Origin of the sequence: Paenibacillus sp. P22 (assembly GCF_000469945.2) — a bacterium.
Taxonomy (GTDB): Bacteria; Bacillota; Bacilli; order Paenibacillales; family Paenibacillaceae; genus Paenibacillus_O; species Paenibacillus_O humicus.
In genome coordinates, this window is record NZ_CBRA020000102.1 from 1 (window position 1) to 15,524 (window position 15,524).

The window sequence follows — 15,524 nt, forward strand, 5'->3', positions numbered from 1 at the left end:
TGGGCCGATGGGGGCGCCGGCGTCATGGTCGCAAAGGGCTCGGCGCTACCGTCATCGCCGTCGACATGCTGGACGAGCGGCTGGAGGTCGCCAAGGAACTGGGTGCCGATTATGTCATTAACGGCAAGGAAGACGTGCTGGCCCGAGTGATGGAGATTACGGGAGGCCGCGGCGCCGATGCCGCGATCGACTGCTCCGGCAGCCCGCACGCGGAAAATACGGCACTGAACGCCCTGAGGCCGCACGGCCGCGCCGCGTTCATCGGCGAATGCCGCGAACTGACGATCCATCCAAGCAATCAGTTGATCCGCAAGCAGGTCACCGTTATGGGCTCCTGGTATTTTCCCATCTTCGAATATGACGAAATCACGAGGTTCATCATGGAGAAGGGCCTTCCGGTGGAGAAGCTCGTTTCCCACACGTTTCCGATCGGGGAAGCGGAGACCGCGTTCCGGATGTTCGACGAGCGCAAGACGGAGAAAGCGGTCTTTGTCTGGGACTGACGCGGGCGTACAAGAAGCAAGACTACCCTTCCGAGAGGACGTGTACCGATGAAAGGACTTTCGTTCAATACCTGGGTGTACAGCAGCTTCCCCGTATGGGTTCCGTCGTATCCACTCGAGGAGACGATCCGGCGCATAGCGGGCTTCGGCTATGATGCGATTGAGATCGGCTGCGCCAGCCCCCACGCCTGGCCCCCGCATCTCAACGCCGAACGCCGTCGGGACATCCTCGCCCTGCTGCGCAGAGAGAAGCTCGCCGTCTCGTCGATGCTTCCGGCGCCGGGCGGCGGACCGGGCAACAACCCGAGCTCGCCGGTAGCGGAGGAGCGCGCCTGGGTCGTGGAGCATTACAAGGACATTCTCCGGCTGGCCCACGATTGGGAGTGCCCGACCGTCATCTATCTGGCCGGCTGGGCCGTGTTCGGCACGTCGCAGACGGAGGCCTGGAATTATAGTCTCGAGGCGCTCGACAAGATTGCGCCGTATGCGAAGGAGCTCGGCATCACGCTCGTGATCGAGCCGACGCCGACGGACAGCAACCTGATCGAATCGGCCGACGACGCGATCCTGCTCGCCGAGCAGTCCGGCCACGACAACGTGAAGCTGATGTTCGATACGATTCACGCCCTGTACCGCAACGAGGTGCCGAGCGATTATGTATACCGGATGGGCGACAAGCTGCACCATGTCCACATCTCGGACAGCGACCGTCTGCCGCCCGGACACGGCCGCGGCGATTTTGAAGCGGTGCTGCAAGCGCTGAAGGACATCAATTACGGCGGTTACCTCGCCGCCGAGATCGGCTTCCACAGCCGCCAGTCCGAGCCGGATTGGTATGCCAAGGAGAATATTCGGTCGCTGAAGGCCATCATGGAGAAAATCGACTGGAAAATCGGATAAGGACAAATGGATGATTGCGAAAAAAATGAAATAAATCGAGACACGGGGAACATTTTATTCTCTTGGAGTCTTCGGCTAAAATCAAAAAAACGCGCCTGAACCATAGCGGTTTTGCGCGTTTTTGTCGGGACGGATACGAATACGGTGTCAGGACGGAATGTTCATAGCGGTCTGAATGTTTTTCAGATCGAGCTGAATTTGCTCTGAAATATGGTAGGGATGGTATAGGCCCCGCTGCATCATGTAGGTTGTTATCTTTTCATGGGAATCTATGGCTTCGTCGAGCTGTTTCATCAAAATCTGCTTGATTTCGGGGGTGGCACATTCGGTCACGGCCATGGCGTAGTTTCTGACTCCGCTCTTGGCGTTCATCAAACAGTCCATTGCAATCACGTCATCGGTCAGCGAATGAAGCCCTGTCATGTGTTCTAATATTGTGTTCATGTTTTTATCTCCTATAAGGTCGATTTAGACAGCACTCCACTGAGCTCCTGAAGCTGCTGCTGGGATAATTGTGCGTCTTGCTGCAAAATTTGCATGAGTTCCGGGTCGGTTACCAGAGCTTGAAAGGTTATGGTTTTGGTCATGCAGACCGTCTTGAACGCAGCCATTTCATGAACCTCCAGCATCTCATGCAAAGCGTAATTGGAATTCATTCGGATGGTCCTCCCTTGTATCTATCCATATTCAAGGCTTTAAGACGACTTTGATGCAGTTGTCCGTTTTCGTATCGAACACTTCATAGCCGCGCTTGGCCTCACTGAGCGGAATGACGTGCGTAATAATGTCTCCAGGGTCCACTTTGCCCGACGTAACCAACTCGTACATATACGGCATGTAGTGAATGACCGGAGCTTGTCCGGAACGGATATTCACGTTGCGCTCCATGATGTCGCCGAGCGGGAATCCGTTATAGCGTCCGCCGTATACCCCAGTGACTTGGATGGTCCCGCCTTTACGGACAGCCTGAGTCGCAATGATAAATGCGCTCATGGTGCCGCCTTGCAGTTTCAAACCGCTGGCCAGAAATTCGAGATCGCTCATCTTTCCGTCCATTCCTACCGCATCAATCACGACATCGGCGCCGCCTTTGGTCATTTCCTTGAGATTGTTGCCGATATTCTTATCCTGTTCGAAGTTTACGATTTCCACATTGTTTGTTCGCTTAGCATGCTGTAAGCGGTAATCGACATAGTCGACGGCTATGACCCGCTTTGCTCCTTTCAGCCAGCAGAATTTCTGGGCCAGAAGTCCGACCGGACCGCAGCCGAGCACGATGACCGTATCTCCATTCTTTACGCCGGCGTTATCTACGCTCCAGAATGCCGTCGTCATCGCATCGGCGATCAAGCTTAGCTTTTCGTCCGGTTGTTCGCAGTTTTCGGGAATCTTGAAGTGGGTAAAGTTTGCGAACGGGACTCGCAGATACTCGGCTTGCCCGCCAGGGTATCCGCCGGTTGTTCCGGAGTAGCCGAAAAATGCGCCCATATCCCCGTTTTCGTTTGAATTGTCACATTGGCTTTCCAGCTGATTTTTGCAAAAAAAGCATTCTCCGCATGCGATGTTGAACGGGATGATCACACGGTCGCCTTTTTTTACCTTTGTCACGCCTGGGCCTACCTCTTCTACGATCCCCATCGGTTCATGCCCGATGACGTAGTTCTCCTGAAGGTTAGGGATCATCCCGTGAATAAGGTGAAGGTCGGAACCGCAAATGGCGGAACTGGTGATCTTTACGATCATATCGTCCGGTTTCTCAATCTTCGGATCCGGCACCTCTTTGACCAAGACATTTTTAATCCCTTGATACGTTACCGCCTTCATGCTTTATGTCCTCCAATATGTTCATCTGGGGTCCGACCAAACATCCCTTTACGCGACGTATCCTCCGGGAACAAATTCATCTGCCCGATCATGACCGTATTTTTCGCCGAAAGCTGGTCGAGTTGGTACTGTTCGTTCAGCTCGTAAGGATGGAACCATTTTTTGCGAATCATGAGCTCCGTGATTTCTTGGTGCATAGCAATCCCCTGATTAAGATGATTGCGCAGCAGAGCTCTTACATCCGGAGAAGCCGTTTCCGTCAGGGCGATGGACAAATTTCGCACACCCTCCTTGGCACGAAGAAGGAAGTCCATTGCAAAAGTCATATCTGCCATTTCCGGCATATTTAATGAATTAATCGGGTCTAGATGATCAGTATTCATTTGCGTTCCCCTTTAATGTGTTATAGGTGTGGGGCTATTCGGAACTGGCGCTTGGAAAGGAGCTCTTGCGTAGATTGCTTGCAGCTCGGAGATTTGTTGTGTGGATTGAATGACGTCTTTCTGCATTAAAGCTTTCAGCTCTTGGTCAAAGACCAAGCCTTGCATAAGCTTTGACTTGGCGATGCAGAGCGTTTTAAAGTTTAAAGCTTCATGCAGTTCCATCGATTCGTGCGGCGCTAGCGTTGGCGTATTCATTGAGAATTTATCCCCTCCTTTTTTTCACTACGTTAGATTTTCCAATTCATCGGATCCTATTCTAAAAACGATTGCCGGAAATGTAGGGTCGGATAATTCCCATGCAGGCGTAAGAATATAAACAAAATTTCAACCGCATACTTAGTTCTGTTTAAGTGGCTGATCTTTGCTCAAGGAAGGAGGACTCACCTTGCCCAATGAAAAGAAAATGGCTCTAAGCACCGAAAACGCAAGAAAACCGGCAGAAGGCGCACTTGACTCGAGCGGCAATGCGCTGGAGCAGCATGCATCTAACGCGGTTTCTGAGGTGCAATCGGCTTTAAATCAGGCGATAAGCTCGATAAGTGAATCTAATGCGGCAACAAATTCACAAGCCCTGGAGACGGCCCGGCAGCAATTGACCCAAGCAGAGGAATTTTTAGATCAAGCGCAAACTTCGGCAAACGCATTGCGTCTGCCGGACCAACAATAAAAGGGTAGTTTTCTGAACTTACGCCGATAATTATAAGCAGACTGCGGAAATGGCCTCCTTTCAAGGAGACCTTTTGCACGTCGGCGGACGCGCTTGATTGGACGGACCCGCGCCGCGAATCTTGACAAGCGAGAGGGAGGCCCTTAAGGGGGCCTCCCTCTTTCTTCTGCTTAACCGAAGTTCTTCAGCACCACAGCGCGGCGCAAGCAGGAGCGCAGCAGGGCAAGCCGGGCGACGTCCCGGGGCATTTCCGTAAAAAATTTTATTACCCGGGCACTTGAAGCCCCTCATTCAGTCATATATAAGTGATAGCAGTTCGAACCTGTTGAGGAGGATTTTATTCATGACGTTGCCGAGTGAAAGGTATTTCGGAAAGCTTGAGGCGGTTTTTTTATTTTACGGAGCCATGCCTACAGGCGTTGCTGTTTCTGATACCGGACGAGTTTTTATTTGTTTTCCAAAATGGGGAGACGATGTTAAATTTACGGTGGCTGAAATCGTTTGCGGAACCTTGCAGCCTTATCCTAGTTTAGAAGCTAATTTGGCAAGCCAATCGACAATCACAACGTCCTTCATTAGTGTCCAAAGTGTCTTTGCGGATGGAAAGGGAACGCTTTGGGTACTGGATACGGGGGCTCCTAATTTTTCAGAACCCATCAAAGGGGGGGCGAAGTTAGTCGCTGTCGATTTAAATACAAATACCATAAGAAGCGTATTTACATTTACAGAGGATGTTGTCCTGCCAACCACTTATCTGAATGATATCCGATTTGATTTTCGTGTTGGGAAATCAGGTTATGCTTATATAACGGATTCGTCTACCCGAGGACCGGGGGCCATTATTGTCGTTGATTTAGAAACGGGTTATGCCTGGAGACGGTTGAACGGGGCAAATTCAACTTCGCCCGATCTCTTTTTTTTACCGAAAGTCGAAGGCGAAATCCTGATGAACCGCAACAAAGATGGATCTACTTCACCCTTTAGATTAGCCTCGGATGGTATAGCGATTTCCCCGGACGGCAAGATTTTGTATTTTTGTCCTCTCTCCAGTCGACAGTTGTACTCGATTTCAACGGAAGTCCTAAGAGACCGAACGATACCGGATATGAATGTACAGGATCACGTGAAGTATGGGGGAGAAAAAGGAGCTTCAGATGGAATGTTCACCGGTGCAAAAGGAACCCTTTATGTTGGAGATTATGAAAACAACAGTATTCGAAAGATATTGCCCAACGGCATCATGGAAACGATCGCACATGATCCGAGAATTTTATGGCCGGATACTTTTGCGATTGGTCCAGATCAATACTTATATTTCACCGTGAACCAATTGCATCGGCAGGCCAGATTTCATTATGGATATGACCTGCGGCAGAAGCCTTATAGCTTGCTCCGTATGAAAATAGACGAATCACCTGCTCCTGCCTTTTAATAAGGACTTCACTCTAGGAAGTTGACTCTATTTGCCTAGAAGGGTTTCTGCTTTCTACAGATCATACATCCAGAAGGTCCTACGGGAGCAGACCTATTCTTTTCCCGCCATGAAGGAACCGGAACGACTGCTGCTGAACGGTATTCACGATATTACAAGCTATAACAAAGCCATTTCTACTATCAAAGCAAAATAGATGCCGGGAACGGAGGTGCGCTTGCGCATCTCCGTTTTGATCTGTCCGCAAGCCCGAACGCCGGGGCTGCCTCTAAGGTTCCCATCATGAAAAAGTAAAAATATTTTCAAATCGGTCATTTCCAAGGCTTATTCCCTTCGGCGATCTTCGGTACGATTTGTACAGAGATCGATAATGATGAAGGGGTGCGAGCCATGAACAATACCATCCTGAAGACGGCCAGGAGCAAGCCGACGCCGCGCGTCCGTTCAGCCGCCCGGCGGAGGGAGACGCTCTCGGGCTACATCTTCATCGGACCGATGTTTCTGGGCTTGTTGATCCTGACGATCATCCCGACGCTCCTTACCTTTATTCTCAGCTTTTCGGATTGGAGCTTTATTTCCGGCGTCGACAAGCTCAAATTCACCGGCTTTAAAAACTTTTCCAGGCTGTTCGACGACGATGTCTTCCTCACCTCGCTCAAGAACAACCTCTGGCTGCTGCTCGTCGTCCCTATCCAGCTGATCATCTCTCTGGTCCTCGCGGTCATCATCGACAGGCTGGTCTACTGGAAGGGCCTCTTTAAAATCATCTTTTTCATGCCGTATATCTCCAGCATCGTGGCCGTCTCGATCTGCTTCCAGCTGCTCTTCCAGCCGTCCTACGGTCCGATCAATCAATTTCTGCGTTCCCTCGGCGTGAGCAGCCCGCCCACCTGGCTCGCGGATATCCGTTATGCCCTGCCGTCCGTCATGATCATCATGGTCTGGGTAGGAATCGGGTTTTGCCTGATCGTCTATATGGCCGCTCTGCAGTCCATCCCCAAGGATCTATACGAATCCGCGGACATCGACGGCGCGGGCGCGTGGACCCGGTTCAGCCGGATCACCTTACCCCTGGTGTCGCCTACGACGTTTTTCCTGCTCGTCACCGGGTTCATCAGCTCGTTCAAGGCGTTCGACATCATCAAGGTATTGACCGAAGGAAAACCGGCCTACTCCACTTCCGTCGTGACCTACTACCTCTATACGACGGCGTTCGAGAACCTCAAAACCGGTTATGCTTCCTCCATGGCGCTGATCTTGTTCGGCTTTGTCCTCTTGATTACGCTGTTCCAGCTGTACGGGCAAAAGAAATGGGTCAACTACTGATCGGGGTGACGACATATGGATAAACAGAAAAGAGGCGTCCGGACGGCCGCCACGATCGCAATGCTCATCATAGGCGCCGCCTTCATCACGCCGTTCCTGTGGATGATTTCGGCTTCGTTCAAGCCCGAGATCGATGTGTTCAATTATCCGATCGAATGGATTCCGAAGCATTGGAACCTCTATGACAATTACCGCGAGGTGTGGTTCGGCGAGCATCCCTTCGGCACCTATTATTGGAATACAATCAAGGTAAGCGCGCTTACGACGGTCGTATCCGTCCTGGTGTCGAGCATGGCCGCCTATGGATTCGCGCATGTGGACTTCAAGGGCAGGAACGTCATGTTTCTCGTCGTGCTGATGACGTTCATGGTGCCGAGCTATTCCATCATCGTGCCGCAGTTCCTCCTCTTCAGATGGCTGCATCTGTTCGACAGCCACCTTGGCCTGATCGTGATCGGCTCCTTCAGCGCCTTGGGCACCTTCATGCTCCGCCAGTTCTTTCTCGGCATTCACAGGGATTACCTGGAGGCGGCCAAGCTGGACGGCGCCGGGCATGCCCGCATCTTCCTGCAGATCACGCTGCCGCTGGTGAAGCCCGCGCTGGCCACTTACGGCATCCTGCGGTTCATCTGGACCTGGAACGACTATGCCAATCCGCTCATCTTCCTGCGCAGCGACCGTCTCTCGACGATTCAGCTCGGCATCCAGAAATTCGCTTCGGAGAGCGGAGTCTACTATTCTCTCATCATGGCAGGGACCGTATCGGCCATCCTGCCGCTTATCGTCATCTTCGTCATCGGGCAAAAGCAGGTCATCGAAGGCATCGCGATGGGCGGCGTAAAAGGGTAAAAATAATTCCGGATCAGTCAAAATAGTAGCTCTGATCACGCTCTGGACTATGGTAAGTTTTGATTGTCAAAAAAGAGATGCACCTAAACCGGGAGGTTGAAAAATGAAAAAGAAATGGTTGTCGGCCGCTGCGGCCGCGCTGCTGGCGACAGGCCTGCTGTCCGGCTGCGGCGACGGATCTGCGAACGACGCAGCTTCGCCCAAGCAGGCTGGCGGCGCGAGTCCGAGCGCCACCGCTCCTGCCGTAAAGGAGCCCGTCTCCATCAAATTCCTGGGCTGGGAAAAGGCATCCGTCTATCAGCCCGCCATCGACGCCTTCCAGCAAGCGAATCCCGATATCAAAGTCGACTATGTTCCGCTCGTCGAGAACGATTCGAACGAAACGATCAAGAAGATCGATCTGATGTACGCTTCGGACGACGATTTTGACGTCTTTACGCTGAACTCTGCCCCGGCCTTCGCCCAGCGCGCCGCGAGCGGGATGCTGGAGCCGATGGACGGCTATCTGGCCAAGGAAGGCGTCAAGTACGAGGACGAGTACAAGGCGGAGCAGCAAAAGCTGGACGGCAAGCGTTATTCCCTTCCGGGAAAGTTCGGGCCGTGGATGATTCTTCTGAACAAGGAGCTGCTGGACGCGGCGAACCTCGAGGTGCCGAAGAGCTGGACCTGGGATGAATTCCGGGACTACGCCAAGAAGCTGACCAAGGGCGAAGGGGCGAGCAAGACCTACGGCGCGCATTTCCATGAATGGAAGGACTACTTCCTGCTGAAGCTCTATAGCGCATCGACGGATCAAGGCATCATGAAGGACGACGGCCAGACGCTCAATGCCGACAACCCGCTGATGAAGCAGTCGCTCGAGCTGCGCTACGAGATGGAGAAGACGGATAAATCAGCGACGCCTTATCAGGACGTCATTACGCAGAAGATTCCTTACCGCAATCAGTTTTTCCAGCAAAAAGCCGCCATGCTCCCGACCGGACCGTGGATGGTAGCCGAGGCCGGCGGCACCGACAAGATTCCGGCGACATTCGTATCGGCATTCGCGCCTTGGCCGACCAACGCGGCCGGAGACGACGTCTACTCGTTCGGCGGCGCCGATCCGCTCGTCATCTCCTCCCATTCCAAGCACAAGGAAGAATCCTATCGCTTCCTGCGCTATCTGTCGACCGAAGGAATGGCGCTGACCCACCAGTTCTCGGCTTGGAAGAAGGCCGACATCAATCAGGAGGTCGACCGGATCGTGAGCGCGACGCAGTCGCCGGACAAAATCGACAAGGCATCGCTGATCAACGTCCTGAGCGTGACGAAGCTGCCGATCCCGCCGATTACGGTGTCCTACGCAGGCGATCTGGAGAAGGCTTATATCGCGGAAGCGGACACGTACATGCTCGGCAATAATGACATCGATAAGACGATGGCCTCCATCAAGGCGAGCCTGCAAAAAATTATAGATGCAAACAAGTAGCTCCAAAATTATAATGGGGGGGAGGATGCTCTTGCGGCATCCCCTTTTCCATCTTAAAAAACGTCCGGCCTGAACGGCGGAACGATGAACTTATTCCGGAACGCGGACGGGAGGCAGGGGCCATGCGCATGCCGTTGATAAGCTGGAGGCAGAAGCTGATCGTAATGTCCCTGCTCTGCCTTGTCGTGCCGTCCGTCATCACCCTTATCCTGCTTGGGCTGTATGCGAAAAACGAGCTGAAGGCCAAAGCGGTCGAGAAGGCGGAGCAGTCGCTGGAAGTGGCCGAGCTGTATACGTCCAATATCATGCAGGATATGGTAAACGCTTTCAATTCCATCCAATACGACAGCGAGACGATAACGGATATGCGCATCGCCTGGAACAAATACAAGCAGGACGGGACGGGGAAGGTCGATTTCTTCTCGTTCCGGCATCTCTCGGAGAAGCTGGACCGGATCACCTTTTTCGGCGGAGAGACCTATGTGACCATTCTGCTGCCCAATGGCCTGTACTTCACGAATTATTCGACCTACAACAACAGCCTGAACTTCATGTACAAGGAGAAGTGGCTCGAGGAGATGGCCGCCGAGCCGGGCAACACGACTACATGGCTGGGCACGCAAAACAACTACATCCGGTCGGAAGCCGACAAATATCCCCATGTGGTCACGATCATCCGCAAGTTCCAGCTGTACAACAACGGCGTGAGCGCCTATATCATCCTGAGCAAGCCCGAAGGCCAGTTCCGGCAAATATTCGCTCGTTACGAAGGCGATCCGGTGTTGATGCTGCTGGATAAAAACGGCGTGATCGTCTCTCATACCGACCCGTCGCAGATCGGGTCCAGAGCTCCAGTGCCAGCCCCGCCGCAGGGACAGAACGGCCGCTCCGAATGGAACGGAGCCGATTATTTGACGGTAAGCCACTCGCTGCCCTTTGCCGGATGGAGCCTGCTCAGCCTCACTCCATACGAAAAAGTCACGAGCGGGATCGGCAGCGTGTTCAACCGGACGTTCGTGCTGCAGCTTGCTTTCTTCCTGCTGTTCGCCCTTTTGCTGCTCTATTTTCTCAACCAATGGACGAAGCCCGTCATCCGGCTCGCGCGGACGGCCTCCAAAGTCGAGAAAGGTTTTCTGGACGAGCGCTCGGGCGTCAGAGGACGGCATGAGGTCGGATTTCTGGGGCTTGCCTTCGACCGCATGCTGGACCGCATCTCGGACATGATCGTGCAGATCGAGGAGGAGCAGACCCGCAAGCGGATGGCCGAGCTCGAGCTTCTGCAGGCGCAGATCAACCCCCATTTCCTGTTCAATACGCTCAACTCCATCCGCATGCAGGTCATTCTGAAGGGCGAAGAGGAAATCGGGGGCATTATCGGCTCTCTGTCCACGCTGCTGCGCATGACGATCAACCGCAACAACGAGTTCATTCCGCTGCACGAAGAGGTCGCTACCGTCGGGCATTACATGCAGCTGATGAACTTCCGGCATCATGAGCAGGCGGAGCTTACCGTCAATCTGGCCTCGGACACGCTGCTGGCGTCGATTCCGCGGTTCACGCTGCAGCCGCTTGTGGAGAACGCTTACCTCCATGGCCTGCGCCAAAAGAGCGGAGAAATCGCCATTACTTCCTGGAAGCGGCAGGCGACGCTCTTTATTCAAATCCACGACGACGGCATCGGCATGGCCGAAGAGGCGCTGGAGCGGTTCCGCAGCGGCGCCCCGATGTCCGGCATCGGCCTTAGGAACGTAAAGGAGCGGCTGCAGATCATGTATGGAATCCGGTTCGAGATGGAGATGACGAGCGAGCCTGGAGCGGGCTTGAGGATCATTCTTAAAATTCCGCTGCAGAGCAGGGAGGAGCTCCTTCATGCATAAAGCCATTCTCGTGGACGACGATGTGGCGGTGCTGGCCTTTCTCAAGCAGCTCGTGCCTTGGGAGGATTTCGGCTTTGAGCTGGCGGGGACCTATACGAACGCGCTGGATGCTCTTGAAGCATGCCGAGGGGGATACCCCGACCTGATTCTGACCGATATCGGCATGCCGGAGCTCGACGGACTCAGCTTGATCCGGAGGCTGCAGTCCGAGGGGGCCAAGAGCCGGTTCGTCATTCTGTCCTGCCACGATGAATTCCACTATGCCCAGCAAGCCGTTCAGCTTGGCGTTCAGGACTACATGCTCAAGGAGTCGCTGACCCGTCAGGGCATCGCGGAAATGATCCGCAAGGCACAGGTCAAGATCGAAGAGGACAAGAGCCTGAAGATCAAGGTGGACCGGCTCAGCGTCCAGGCGAGCAAGAGCAAGGCGGCAGCCAGGGAGCAGTGGCTGAGAGAGGTGCTCTCATCGGCCTATGCCGATCCTTCGACTTTGCTGGAACAGCTCCGGGAGCATGGCCTGCCCGCCCGCCTGGGACATTTCATTCCGCTGCTGTTCCGCTCCCACCGGCATCAGGAGGCGATCCGGCGCTACCGGCAGGAGGATGCCGTCAGGTTCATCGTGGAGAACGCAGCCGAGGAGCTGCTGCGGGACGAGCCGGACATGCTGTTCATGGGGCATGCGGGAAGCGCGTTTTTCGTGCTCTACGGATACAGGAAAGACTTGGCGCGCAATCCCTACGAGCATGCCGCCTCCGCTGCGGGGAAGCTGCAGCGGGCGTTCGCCGGCGTGCTGAAGCTGGAGTATTCCGTTGCGATCGGAGAGGAAGCCTCGACGGGAGCAAGCCTCAGGCGGCAGCTGATAGAGCTGCAGGAAGCCGGAGAGCGGCTGTTTTACTCCGAAGGGCCGGTCGCGGTCAAGAAGGCCGAGCTGCAGCGGGAATGGAATCGGGAAGATCCCTTCGCCTATCATTTCCACTACGCGGAGCGCTTCGGCCGCTTGCTGCTGGAGACGAGCGACGAAGTCGGCCCGGCCGTGGAGGCGTTCATCGGCTTGGTGGCGGAACGCCGGTTCCAGCCTGCGGCCGTCAAGCAGCTGGCCTGGAAGCTTGCCCTCGACCTGCTGCTCAAGCTGCGGCTCGGCATGGCGTACGACAAGGAGAGGGTGCAGCAGGAGATCGGATGCATGACGCATGTCAGCGAGCTTAGGGAGTGGCTGGCCAGGTTTTTGGCGGAAGCCGTCGCCCAGGCCGGACGAATCGCCAGCAGCAGCAAAAAGACCGAGATCGTGGATGCGCAAAACTACGTCAGGCTGCACCTGAGCCGGAAGATTTCGCTTGAAGAGACGGCGGATTACCTGCATCTGAATCCCAGTTATTTCAGCCGCCTCTTCAAGAAAGAGACCGGAGAAAACTTCATCGAGTTCGTGAACCGGATGAAGATGGAGCGGGCGATGGCCCTCATCAGCGATTCCCGAAAATCGGTGGAAGAGGCGGCATTTTCGCTCGGATACGACAATAAGAGCTACTTCATCAAGCTGTTCAAGCAGCATCATGGAATCGCGCCCAGCCGAATCGTCTGATGGCCGTTCGCCTATGGCGAAGCTGCCGGCCGATGCCGGAGCCGGGAAGGTCATAAGGAGAGGAGCCGCGGAGCATGCTCGCCCGGCTTGCAGCTCAAGCCTGCTGCCGGCGGCAGGGCGTCTGAAGGTGGCGGGGAAGCCGCCTCGTAAAAACAATACCCCAGGACCAAAGGGTCCTGGGGTATTGATCATGGTCCGTCAATTCAATCTCTTGGATAGTCCACGGACATGATATCCATGAACGGAATTTTGACCATATCCTGCGCCTGCTGGACATGAACCTTGCCCGTGCGGGAATCCATGACCACGATCTGCCCTCGCACGAACTCCTCCCGGCCCCAGACCGTCAGAACGACTTCCGAATTCTCCTGATACGCTTCGGTTATTTGGTTCCCTATTTCCTCCAGGACGAACTCATCTCTCGTGGGACGCTTGGGGACCTTTGCCTTTGCCATGTTCACAACCTCCTGTTGCCAATTGCCGTTCAAATTCCATGCGGCCAGCTTCTTATAAGGCTCATAGCCGCACCGAGAGGTACAAGCACCGTGTATCCAAACCTCGTTTTAAAGTGCAAATTCCACTTGTCGTTTCTAGGAATGATAGATGCACCCTATTTATTTATGAACACGGACCATGGATATCTTCACTAGTTTCCCAATAAACAAGGCGCCGAGTCGTTTTTTTCTATAGAGGGTTAGTATAGCATACTTCAAATCAACCTGGACGGTCATCATAAAATCATACGAAATGGTTGCCAAATTGCAACCTTCCGGACGCTCCGACTCGTTTCCTTGAGTAGAAAGGGGAGGCTGCCGTGAACATGCATATCCGGACGCACAGATTGGAGGAAGCGCGGTGAAACGTTCTTTCCTGCTGCTGGCGCTTGTATGTACACTGTGCGGATGTGAGAGCAGCGACGAAGGAAACACTCCTGCCGCCGTGGAAGATAGCAACGCGAAAGGTGCTATAAACACAGCAGCTCTGCCCGTCACGAAAGAACAGGGCTCGACAGATCCCCCCGGCTTTTCCGTCGAGGTTGAAGGCGATCGGGCTGGTTCGGATTTTGAAACGGCTTATGAAATGTGCGCAAAAGCTTTGGCTGACTATTACAAGGCGATCTGGAACGGCTCGGAGATCGATTTGGATGCTTATATCGAGAACAAAAACCTTAACCATTATATGAAAAAAAAAAGATTGCAGCCCAGTATGATCTGTTTCTCAAGAACAATCTTGTGGATAACCTGGTGACCGATGTTGATATTGGCGTTAGTAAAGCAGAGCACGCCGGAGGAGACAGGAGCTACGTCTATTTGAAATTAGATGTGCGCGTTCAAAAGGAAGTGGGCAGCTATGCTGAACCTACCGAGTTTCTTGTCCATCGTTCAAATGGAAAGGCAGTTATTGCGGATTGGTATGCGAGCGGAAAGGACAGCTACGATTCCATCGTTCGCGGGGATAGTCAGACGATCGACAATCCTGATATCTGGAATGACAGCGAATGGATAGAGAAAGTAGCTCTTATAACGGATTGAGCTGCACATGCCAGATACGGTTGCGGCTCTTGTCCGATGCGGTCAGCGGCCAATCAAGGCCGAACCAGGACTTATCCACAATTGCAGATGAGTTATTATCCACAAGCTGTGGGTAACAACTCGGCAGGAACCTTTTTCCAGTTGTTCCGTCTGTAAGATTGTCCCGCTCTCGATCAATTGATTATAAAAGGATGGATGGAAAAATGAAGAAAATCATTCCCGGCCTCTTTCTTGCAGCAGCCGTGCTCGTCTCGCCGCCTGCCGCCCATGCGGCAAGCAGCCACATCCAAGTTGATGGGGCAGCTGTCGCTTCGGATGTAAAGCCTGAAATGAAGAACAATCGCACCATGGTGCCTTTGCGTGTAATCAGCGAGAATTTGGGAGCTGCGGTCGATTGGTCCCATTCGGAAGTGACGCTGACGAAGAACAAGATGAAAGTGATTCTAAAGGCCAATAGTGCGACTGCGGTAAAAAATGGCGAAGAAGTTCAGTTGGACTCCAAGCCGTACGTCAAAAACAATCGGGTTCTCGTTCCGCTGCGATTTATTGCCGAAACCTTTGGCTGCACGGTCGGTTACAGCAATTCCACGGTAACGGTCGATTCTCCGCCGCTGGTCATTAATGATATCGCAATAAAGACCCTTCAAACCGAATACCATATGACCATGGGCGGCGTCGTCGAGCAGATCAATGGAAATTCCTATATCGATTCGGTCTACAAGCTCATGGATAGCGGCAAAGGCCAGAAGGTCGATGCGCCTGCCAGCTTCGCGTGGAGGGCCAACATCGATGTGCCCGGGTCCTATTATAAAAATAAGCAATATGACTTCCTGGACAGCAAGGGAAGCAGCGTGAAGCGTTATGATGTTTATACTTTGGTCGAGGCTTTCCCGGCTGAGGATCTGAAAGGATTTGCAAAGGTCCTCATTCATGACGCCAAGAGCGACCAATGGTATTTGTTCAGCGAGACAGCAGTAAATTCCCTGGCGAAGCTGACGGACTCAGCCTCCTCGAACGGTTATTCGAAGGTAATCAGCAACACGGTTGTTTAAGCCGCGGCAGCCGACAGTGCTTGCAAACTGATCAGCACCTGACAGGCTTTGCTCCTCGGAGAGCTTGTCCTT

Annotated in this window: 18 protein-coding genes; 12 read left to right on the top strand and 6 right to left on the bottom strand. The window is 53.6% G+C overall.

Annotated elements, in window-relative coordinates; all coding sequences use genetic code 11:
• Positions 1 to 503, top strand: a 503-nt coding sequence (locus BN871_RS14990) for a zinc-binding dehydrogenase (RefSeq protein WP_232313089.1), incomplete at its 5' end; no start/stop codon positions are given.
• Between the two features lie 48 nt (positions 504 to 551).
• Entirely contained in the window at positions 552 to 1,403 is an 852-nt protein-coding gene (locus BN871_RS14995; protein ID WP_021878550.1) for a sugar phosphate isomerase/epimerase, read from the top strand.
• 147 nt (positions 1,404 to 1,550) lie between these two features.
• On the opposite strand, the gene BN871_RS15000 is transcribed toward BN871_RS14995, so the two are convergent.
• The 5 genes from BN871_RS15000 to BN871_RS15020 are packed head-to-tail and all read right to left on the bottom strand — an operon-like array spanning position 1,551 to position 3,865.
• Positions 1,551 to 1,847: a spore coat protein gene (locus BN871_RS15000; protein ID WP_048747009.1), complete on the bottom strand. Its 297-nt coding sequence runs from the start codon at positions 1,845 to 1,847 to the stop codon at positions 1,551 to 1,553.
• An 11-nt stretch (positions 1,848 to 1,858) separates the two neighbouring features.
• Positions 1,859 to 2,059: a hypothetical protein gene (locus BN871_RS15005; RefSeq protein ID WP_021878552.1), complete on the bottom strand. Its 201-nt coding sequence runs from the start codon at positions 2,057 to 2,059 to the stop codon at positions 1,859 to 1,861.
• A gap of 31 nt (positions 2,060 to 2,090) precedes the next feature.
• A complete protein-coding gene (locus tag BN871_RS15010; protein ID WP_021878553.1) occupies positions 2,091 to 3,227 on the bottom strand; it encodes a zinc-dependent alcohol dehydrogenase in 1,137 nt (378 codons plus the stop codon).
• Positions 3,224 to 3,610: a spore coat protein gene (locus BN871_RS15015; protein WP_021878554.1), complete on the bottom strand. Its 387-nt coding sequence runs from the start codon at positions 3,608 to 3,610 to the stop codon at positions 3,224 to 3,226. The genes BN871_RS15010 and BN871_RS15015 overlap by 4 nt, the downstream gene beginning before the upstream one ends.
• A 12-nt stretch (positions 3,611 to 3,622) precedes the next feature.
• Positions 3,623 to 3,865: a hypothetical protein gene (locus BN871_RS15020; protein ID WP_021878555.1), complete on the bottom strand. Its 243-nt coding sequence runs from the start codon at positions 3,863 to 3,865 to the stop codon at positions 3,623 to 3,625.
• Positions 3,866 to 4,055: 190 nt separating this feature from the next.
• Here BN871_RS15020 and BN871_RS15025 point away from each other — a divergent pair, with 190 nt between their 5' ends.
• The 7 genes from BN871_RS15025 to BN871_RS15055 all read left to right on the top strand — a co-directional run bounded on the left by BN871_RS15025 (position 4,056) and on the right by BN871_RS15055 (position 12,868).
• Positions 4,056 to 4,337 (top strand): hypothetical protein, encoded by a 282-nt coding sequence (locus BN871_RS15025; protein ID WP_021878556.1) that lies wholly within the window; start codon positions 4,056 to 4,058, stop codon positions 4,335 to 4,337.
• Positions 4,338 to 4,680: 343 nt separating this feature from the next.
• The gene (locus tag BN871_RS15030) at positions 4,681 to 5,769 is read left to right on the top strand and encodes an L-dopachrome tautomerase-related protein (RefSeq protein WP_048747010.1); all 1,089 of its coding nucleotides are present in this window, start codon (positions 4,681 to 4,683) and stop codon (positions 5,767 to 5,769) included.
• Positions 5,770 to 6,159: 390 nt separating this feature from the next.
• Positions 6,160 to 7,095, top strand: coding sequence for a carbohydrate ABC transporter permease (locus BN871_RS15035; RefSeq protein ID WP_048747012.1), 936 nt, complete (start codon positions 6,160 to 6,162; stop codon positions 7,093 to 7,095).
• Positions 7,096 to 7,110: 15 nt separating this feature from the next.
• The gene (locus tag BN871_RS15040) at positions 7,111 to 7,944 is read left to right on the top strand and encodes a carbohydrate ABC transporter permease (RefSeq protein ID WP_021878560.1); all 834 of its coding nucleotides are present in this window, start codon (positions 7,111 to 7,113) and stop codon (positions 7,942 to 7,944) included.
• Between the two features lie 103 nt (positions 7,945 to 8,047).
• On the top strand, positions 8,048 to 9,412 hold the full coding sequence (locus BN871_RS15045) for an ABC transporter substrate-binding protein (protein WP_021878561.1): 1,365 nt from the start codon (positions 8,048 to 8,050) through the stop codon (positions 9,410 to 9,412).
• 122 nt (positions 9,413 to 9,534) lie between these two features.
• Positions 9,535 to 11,289: a sensor histidine kinase gene (locus BN871_RS15050; protein WP_048747014.1), complete on the top strand. Its 1,755-nt coding sequence runs from the start codon at positions 9,535 to 9,537 to the stop codon at positions 11,287 to 11,289.
• Positions 11,282 to 12,868 carry a helix-turn-helix domain-containing protein gene (locus BN871_RS15055; RefSeq protein WP_021878563.1) on the top strand — a complete coding sequence of 529 codons (1,587 nt, stop codon included), beginning with the start codon at positions 11,282 to 11,284 and terminating at the stop codon, positions 12,866 to 12,868. Before BN871_RS15050 ends, BN871_RS15055 begins: the two co-directional genes overlap by 8 nt.
• Positions 12,869 to 13,071: 203 nt before the next feature.
• Here the strand turns inward: BN871_RS15055 and BN871_RS15060 are convergent, their stop codons facing one another.
• Complete coding sequence (locus BN871_RS15060) at positions 13,072 to 13,323, bottom strand: YolD-like family protein (RefSeq protein WP_021878565.1); 252 nt, start codon at positions 13,321 to 13,323, stop codon at positions 13,072 to 13,074.
• Between the two features lie 400 nt (positions 13,324 to 13,723).
• Between BN871_RS15060 and BN871_RS15065 the strand changes: the two genes are divergently transcribed.
• From BN871_RS15065 to BN871_RS15075, 3 genes are all read left to right on the top strand, one after another.
• Entirely contained in the window at positions 13,724 to 14,116 is a 393-nt protein-coding gene (locus BN871_RS15065) for a hypothetical protein (protein WP_048747016.1), read from the top strand.
• On the top strand, positions 14,101 to 14,400 hold the full coding sequence (locus tag BN871_RS15070) for a hypothetical protein (protein WP_157060301.1): 300 nt from the start codon (positions 14,101 to 14,103) through the stop codon (positions 14,398 to 14,400). The genes BN871_RS15065 and BN871_RS15070 overlap by 16 nt, the downstream gene beginning before the upstream one ends.
• 203 nt (positions 14,401 to 14,603) lie before the next feature.
• A complete protein-coding gene (locus BN871_RS15075; RefSeq protein ID WP_048747020.1) occupies positions 14,604 to 15,452 on the top strand; it encodes a copper amine oxidase N-terminal domain-containing protein in 849 nt (282 codons plus the stop codon).
• The last annotated feature ends 72 nt before the right edge of the window (positions 15,453 to 15,524 follow it).

Coding starts and splice junctions, on each gene's coding strand:
- BN871_RS14995 (WP_021878550.1), top strand. CDS start 552: ATGAAAGGACTTTCGTTCAATACCTGGGTGTACAGCAGCTTCCCCGTA.
- BN871_RS15000 (WP_048747009.1), bottom strand. CDS start 1,847: ATGAACACAATATTAGAACACATGACAGGGCTTCATTCGCTGACCGAT.
- BN871_RS15005 (WP_021878552.1), bottom strand. CDS start 2,059: ATGAATTCCAATTACGCTTTGCATGAGATGCTGGAGGTTCATGAAATG.
- BN871_RS15010 (WP_021878553.1), bottom strand. CDS start 3,227: ATGAAGGCGGTAACGTATCAAGGGATTAAAAATGTCTTGGTCAAAGAG.
- BN871_RS15015 (WP_021878554.1), bottom strand. CDS start 3,610: ATGAATACTGATCATCTAGACCCGATTAATTCATTAAATATGCCGGAA.
- BN871_RS15020 (WP_021878555.1), bottom strand. CDS start 3,865: ATGAATACGCCAACGCTAGCGCCGCACGAATCGATGGAACTGCATGAA.
- BN871_RS15030 (WP_048747010.1), top strand. CDS start 4,681: ATGACGTTGCCGAGTGAAAGGTATTTCGGAAAGCTTGAGGCGGTTTTT.
- BN871_RS15035 (WP_048747012.1), top strand. CDS start 6,160: ATGAACAATACCATCCTGAAGACGGCCAGGAGCAAGCCGACGCCGCGC.
- BN871_RS15040 (WP_021878560.1), top strand. CDS start 7,111: ATGGATAAACAGAAAAGAGGCGTCCGGACGGCCGCCACGATCGCAATG.
- BN871_RS15045 (WP_021878561.1), top strand. CDS start 8,048: ATGAAAAAGAAATGGTTGTCGGCCGCTGCGGCCGCGCTGCTGGCGACA.
- BN871_RS15050 (WP_048747014.1), top strand. CDS start 9,535: ATGCGCATGCCGTTGATAAGCTGGAGGCAGAAGCTGATCGTAATGTCC.
- BN871_RS15055 (WP_021878563.1), top strand. CDS start 11,282: ATGCATAAAGCCATTCTCGTGGACGACGATGTGGCGGTGCTGGCCTTT.
- BN871_RS15060 (WP_021878565.1), bottom strand. CDS start 13,323: ATGGCAAAGGCAAAGGTCCCCAAGCGTCCCACGAGAGATGAGTTCGTC.
- BN871_RS15075 (WP_048747020.1), top strand. CDS start 14,604: ATGAAGAAAATCATTCCCGGCCTCTTTCTTGCAGCAGCCGTGCTCGTC.